The sequence below is a fragment of the Streptomyces sp. NPDC058459 genome (assembly GCF_042721685.1).
Classification (GTDB): domain Bacteria; phylum Actinomycetota; class Actinomycetes; order Streptomycetales; family Streptomycetaceae; genus Streptomyces.
Window position 1 is genome coordinate 1 of record NZ_JBHXLV010000332.1, and the last position, 4,241, is coordinate 4,241.

Sequence of the window (4,241 nt, forward strand, 5' to 3'; positions counted from 1 at the left end):
GCCCAGCAGCTGGGCGAGGGGCTCGACGGTCGTCACCGGTCATCGGCTCTGCTCAACCGGTCAGCTTGAGCAGGGAGGCGCACAGGTGGTCGAGCATGGCCTCCACGCCCGTCGGAGCGAACCGCTGGGGATCGAACTCGCACGCCAGATAGACGCGGTCGCCCTGGGTGACGACCTGGAACTGGAAGGTGCCCAGCTCGCCCTCGAACTGGTCCGTCCCCGTGTCGAAGACTGGGCTGCTGCCCCACTTCATGAAGTTGAACAGGATCTGCGGGGTCCGCGCGGGTGCCGTGGAACCAGGGGCGCCGCACAGCTGCACGGTGTACTCCCACGGCGTGGTCTGGTAGGCGATGGCGTCCATCCACGACGTGGTGGCGGCTTGCAACGCGTGCTCCGGGTCGGCGAGGGACCGGTGCCGCACCCGGACCGGCAGCAGGTCGCCGAAGGATCCCAGGGTCTGTTGGTACTGCGGTGGTCGGCCGGCCACGTTGACCCGCAGCACCGTGTCGTCGGCGCCGGACTCTTGGGCGATCGACGCGGACAGCGCGGCCAGCATGAGGAGGAACGGCGAGGACCGGCGGCTGCCGGAGGCTCGTCTCAACACCGGTGCGGTCACCGGAAGTTCGACCCTGATGGAATGAACCGTGCCGGTGAGAGGGCTGCTCGGGTCACCCGCGAAGGGGAAGAGAGCCGGCCGGTCCGGTTCGGTGCCGTCGAGGTAGCGGGACCAGAAGGAGCTGATCGCTGAGTCGGACGGCTTCGGGTTCTCCGGGAAGGTCCGCCGCTGCCAGGCGACCCAGTCGCGGTAGCCGCCGTTACGCGGTCCCCGTGTCGCGCAGTCGCGGGACAGGACGTGGGCCCGGAAGTTGTGCAGACTGCGCGCGTCGCTCAGATAGAAGTCGAAGGCTGCGCAGAGGGTGCGTACGACGGCGCCGTTCTCGTCCGGGTGCCGCACGAGGGCCGCCCGCCACAGCGGGGCGCCGCTGGCCCTGACGAGGGGTCGGTTGAGGTGCCGGGTCGTCTCACGGTAGGCCTCCGGTGAGTCCACGACGACCTGCTCGAAGGGCAGTTCGAGACCCGGGGTGAACAGGATGCGGCCGTCCGGACGGTCCTCCAGGTATGTGACCTGGAGAGCCTCCTCCCGGGCGGCGAGGTGGACGAGCTGCTGGCGCAGCTCCTCGTCCCCGTAGCCGTCGGGCAGGTCGAACTCTATGTAGCGGTTGCACAGTTGGTCCACGCTCTCGCGGTCCCGGCGCTGGAGTTCCGCGGCCCAGGCCTGTTGCCAGGTGAGTTCACTGGGTTCGTTGGAAGTCTGTGTTGACGCTGGCAAGAGTGGGCCTTTCGTCTCGTGAGGGCGCTTCCGGAGAGCCCCGTGGGTCGTCATCGTGTCCCGGCGGCGCAGGCTGCCGCCTGCCAGGCGAGTGTGTTGTAGCACGCACCCGCCGCTCTCAGCCTGGACAGGTGCGAGGGCAGGGCCGAGACGAATTCGCTCGCCGTCCTGCGCCCGGACCACGAGCGCTCCGCGATCGCCACCAGGCGCGGGAACGCCCGCCACTGCACGATGTCCGGGCTGGGCAGGTACTCACCCCACAGCATTCCCTGGGTTCCCAGGACCTGGTGCTCCGCCCCGGGCGGGACCGGTTCGTAGGCGTATACCCGAGAGAGCGGCAGAGGGCCGCCGATGGCCTGGGGTTCCTCGGGGGAGTCAGTCTCGGCCTGGTCCAGGTAGGTGTACTCGTGTGGCACTGCGATCACCTGGTGCCCGGCGGAGAGGGCCGCTTCGACCCGGCCGAGGTTCTGCCAGGCGAAGACGAGGGCCTCCTCCGGCCATCCGGGAGCGAGCTGGTCGTCCCAGAGGGCCTGCCTACGCCCCCGTCGGGCCAGGTGGCGGCCCATCTCGGTCAGCCACCAGCGGGGCAGGTCCGCCGTTCCGGCGAGCCCGCTCCGCTCCACGCGCCGCCGCGCCTGGGGACTGGCCTGCCACTCGTCCAGTGGGACCTCGTCGCCGCCCAGATGGACGTACTCGAAGGGGAAGACGTCCATCAGCTCGTCCAGGACGTCGCGCATGAAATCGAGCGTCGAGTCCTCGGTGTTGAGCACGTGGGGCGAGATGCCCCAGGAGGTGCGCACCGGAATCCGGTGGCCGGGACGGTTGCCCAGCTCCGGGTAGGCGCTCACGGCGGCCTGCGTGTGCCCGGGGAGGTCGATCTCCGGCATGATCTGCACCCCGCGTAGTTCGGCGTGCGCGACGAGTGCACGCAGCTCTCCCTGGGTGTAGAACCCGCCATGCGGAGTGTCGTCGAAGCGGCCCTCGTCCAGGTGTCCGGCCGAGCTCTCCGCGCGGTGGCCGCCCACCCCGGTCAGTCGCGGGAACTTGTGCGACTCGAACCGCCAGCCCTGGTCGTCGGTGAGATGGAGATGCAGGCGGTTGAGCTTGTGCAGCGCCAGCAGATCCACGAACCGGAAGAGCGAGGACAGCGGCTGGTGCCATCGGGCCACGTCGAGCAGGGCGCCTCGCCAGCTCAGCCGGGGCCGGTCGAGCAGGTGGATACCGGGCAGGAACCATCGGGCCCCGGCCGTCGTGCCGGGCGCGAGGACCTCGGCCGGCAGTAGCTGACGGAGCGTCTGGACGGCCCAGCACAGGCCCAGTTCGCTCGCCGCCTCGGCGCGCAGGCCGGTCGCGTCGACGCTCAGCCGGTAGCCCTCGCCGCCCAGGGTGGCGTCGTCCACCAGCGCGAAGGACAGTTCGGCCGCGGCACTGGTCCCCGGCGGCAGGGGGAGACCGGTCGGCTCGCACAGCAGTGCGCGGACGAGCCGCGTGATGTCCGGCGGGGCGAACAGCCGGGTGGTCCGGGTCAGTTCGAATCGGACATCGGTCCAGCGCAGGTCTTCGGGGGACGGAAACAGTGAAATGGCGCTCATGTACGTGAGACATCCAAGTCGTCGGCGGGCGGGGGCGTCCGACGCGGACGCGAGGACGGGTCAGTCGGCGATGAGCCGGCGCAGCCATTCGAGTCGTGTGTGCTTCGCCACCTGGGAGATGCGGGCGGAGGGGACCCACTCGTCGAAACTGTGGAAGGCACCCGGCCAGATGTGGAGTTCCGCCTGGCTCCCGGCCTGCCACAGGCGGCTCGCGTAGGCCACGGCCTCGTCGCGCAGCGCCTCGGCCGAACCCGCGTCGATGTAGGCCGGGGGAAGGTCCGCGAGATCCTCGGCGCGGGCCGGCGCCGCGTAGCGGGACACCTCCGCCGAGCCCCGGCGGTCGCCCAGCAGCGCCGTCCAGCCGGTGATGTTGGACGTCCGGTCCCAGATGCCCCGCCCGTCGAACTGCCGGGACGAGACCGTGTCGCACCGGTCGTCGGTCATGGGACACAGGAGCATCTGGCCCAGCAGTCCCGGTCCGGCGCGATCGCGGGCCAGCAGGGCGACTCCCGCCGCCAGCCCGCCGCCGGCGCTCGGACCGCTCACGACGATCCGGTCGCCCCGCAGGCCGAGGGAGTCCGCGTGGTCGGCGAGCCAGGCGAGAGCCGCGTAGCAGTCCTCCACGGGGGCGGGATCCGGGTGCTCCGGGGCCAGCCGGTAGTCCACGGCCACGACCGCCAGTCCCAGAGCCTCGGCCCGCTCCAGGTCGCCGATGATCTCGACGCTGTGGTGGGTGCCCGCCACCATGCCGCCGCCGTGGATGTGCAGGATCGCTCCGCACTCCCCGGACACCGCGGTGGGGCGGCAGATCAGCACCGGAACCTCACCGGCACCACCGGCCCCCGGAACGGTCATATGCTCTACGGTGAAAGCCCCGTCGCGGCCCAGCTGTTCGTCCGTCAGGCTGGACGCCTTGATGCGCGCACGGTCGCCCGGGATCATGTCCGGCGTCATCGAACTGGGGCGCCGGGCGAGGATGCCGACGAGCGGCTCCGCCAGTTCGCGGTCGAATGGCGGCGGCGGCCCGACCGTGGTGGTGTCCGTCATCCTTCTTCCGGCTCCTTCACTCGCCGGCGGCCGGCAGCCCCGGCGCACCGACGTCGATCCGTGGCTGCCCGAGGTACAGCCCGCGGTACATGCAGCGCCGACGGCTCGCGGAGTCCCGGTAGGGCGTACGGCCGTGGGAGATCCGCGTGTTGTCGAAGACAATCGCCTGGCCGTCCGTCAGAGTCAGCCGCGTCGCGTAGGGGCTGCCGGGCCGGGCTGCCTCGTCGAGGTAGGCGATGCCGCGCTTGAGCGCGGCATCGTCCACTCCGTCG

Annotated in this window: 4 protein-coding genes; all 4 read right to left on the reverse strand. The window is 71.0% G+C overall.

The features are described from left to right. Window positions 1-52: 52 nt before the first annotated feature. Window positions 53-1,330, reverse strand: a complete 1,278-nt coding sequence (locus ACFWN1_RS32010) for a condensation domain-containing protein (RefSeq protein WP_384369841.1) — start codon at window positions 1,328-1,330, stop codon at window positions 53-55. 50 nt (window positions 1,331-1,380) lie between these two features. Then, on the reverse strand, window positions 1,381-2,922 hold the full coding sequence (locus ACFWN1_RS32015; protein ID WP_384369844.1) for a beta-N-acetylhexosaminidase: 1,542 nt from the start codon (window positions 2,920-2,922) through the stop codon (window positions 1,381-1,383). 60 nt (window positions 2,923-2,982) lie between these two features. Further along, complete coding sequence (locus ACFWN1_RS32020) at window positions 2,983-3,969, reverse strand: alpha/beta hydrolase (protein ID WP_384369846.1); 987 nt, start codon at window positions 3,967-3,969, stop codon at window positions 2,983-2,985. Window positions 3,970-3,985: 16 nt separating this feature from the next. Then, on the reverse strand, window positions 3,986-4,241 hold a 256-nt coding region (locus tag ACFWN1_RS32025), incomplete at its 5' end, for a TauD/TfdA family dioxygenase (RefSeq protein WP_384369849.1).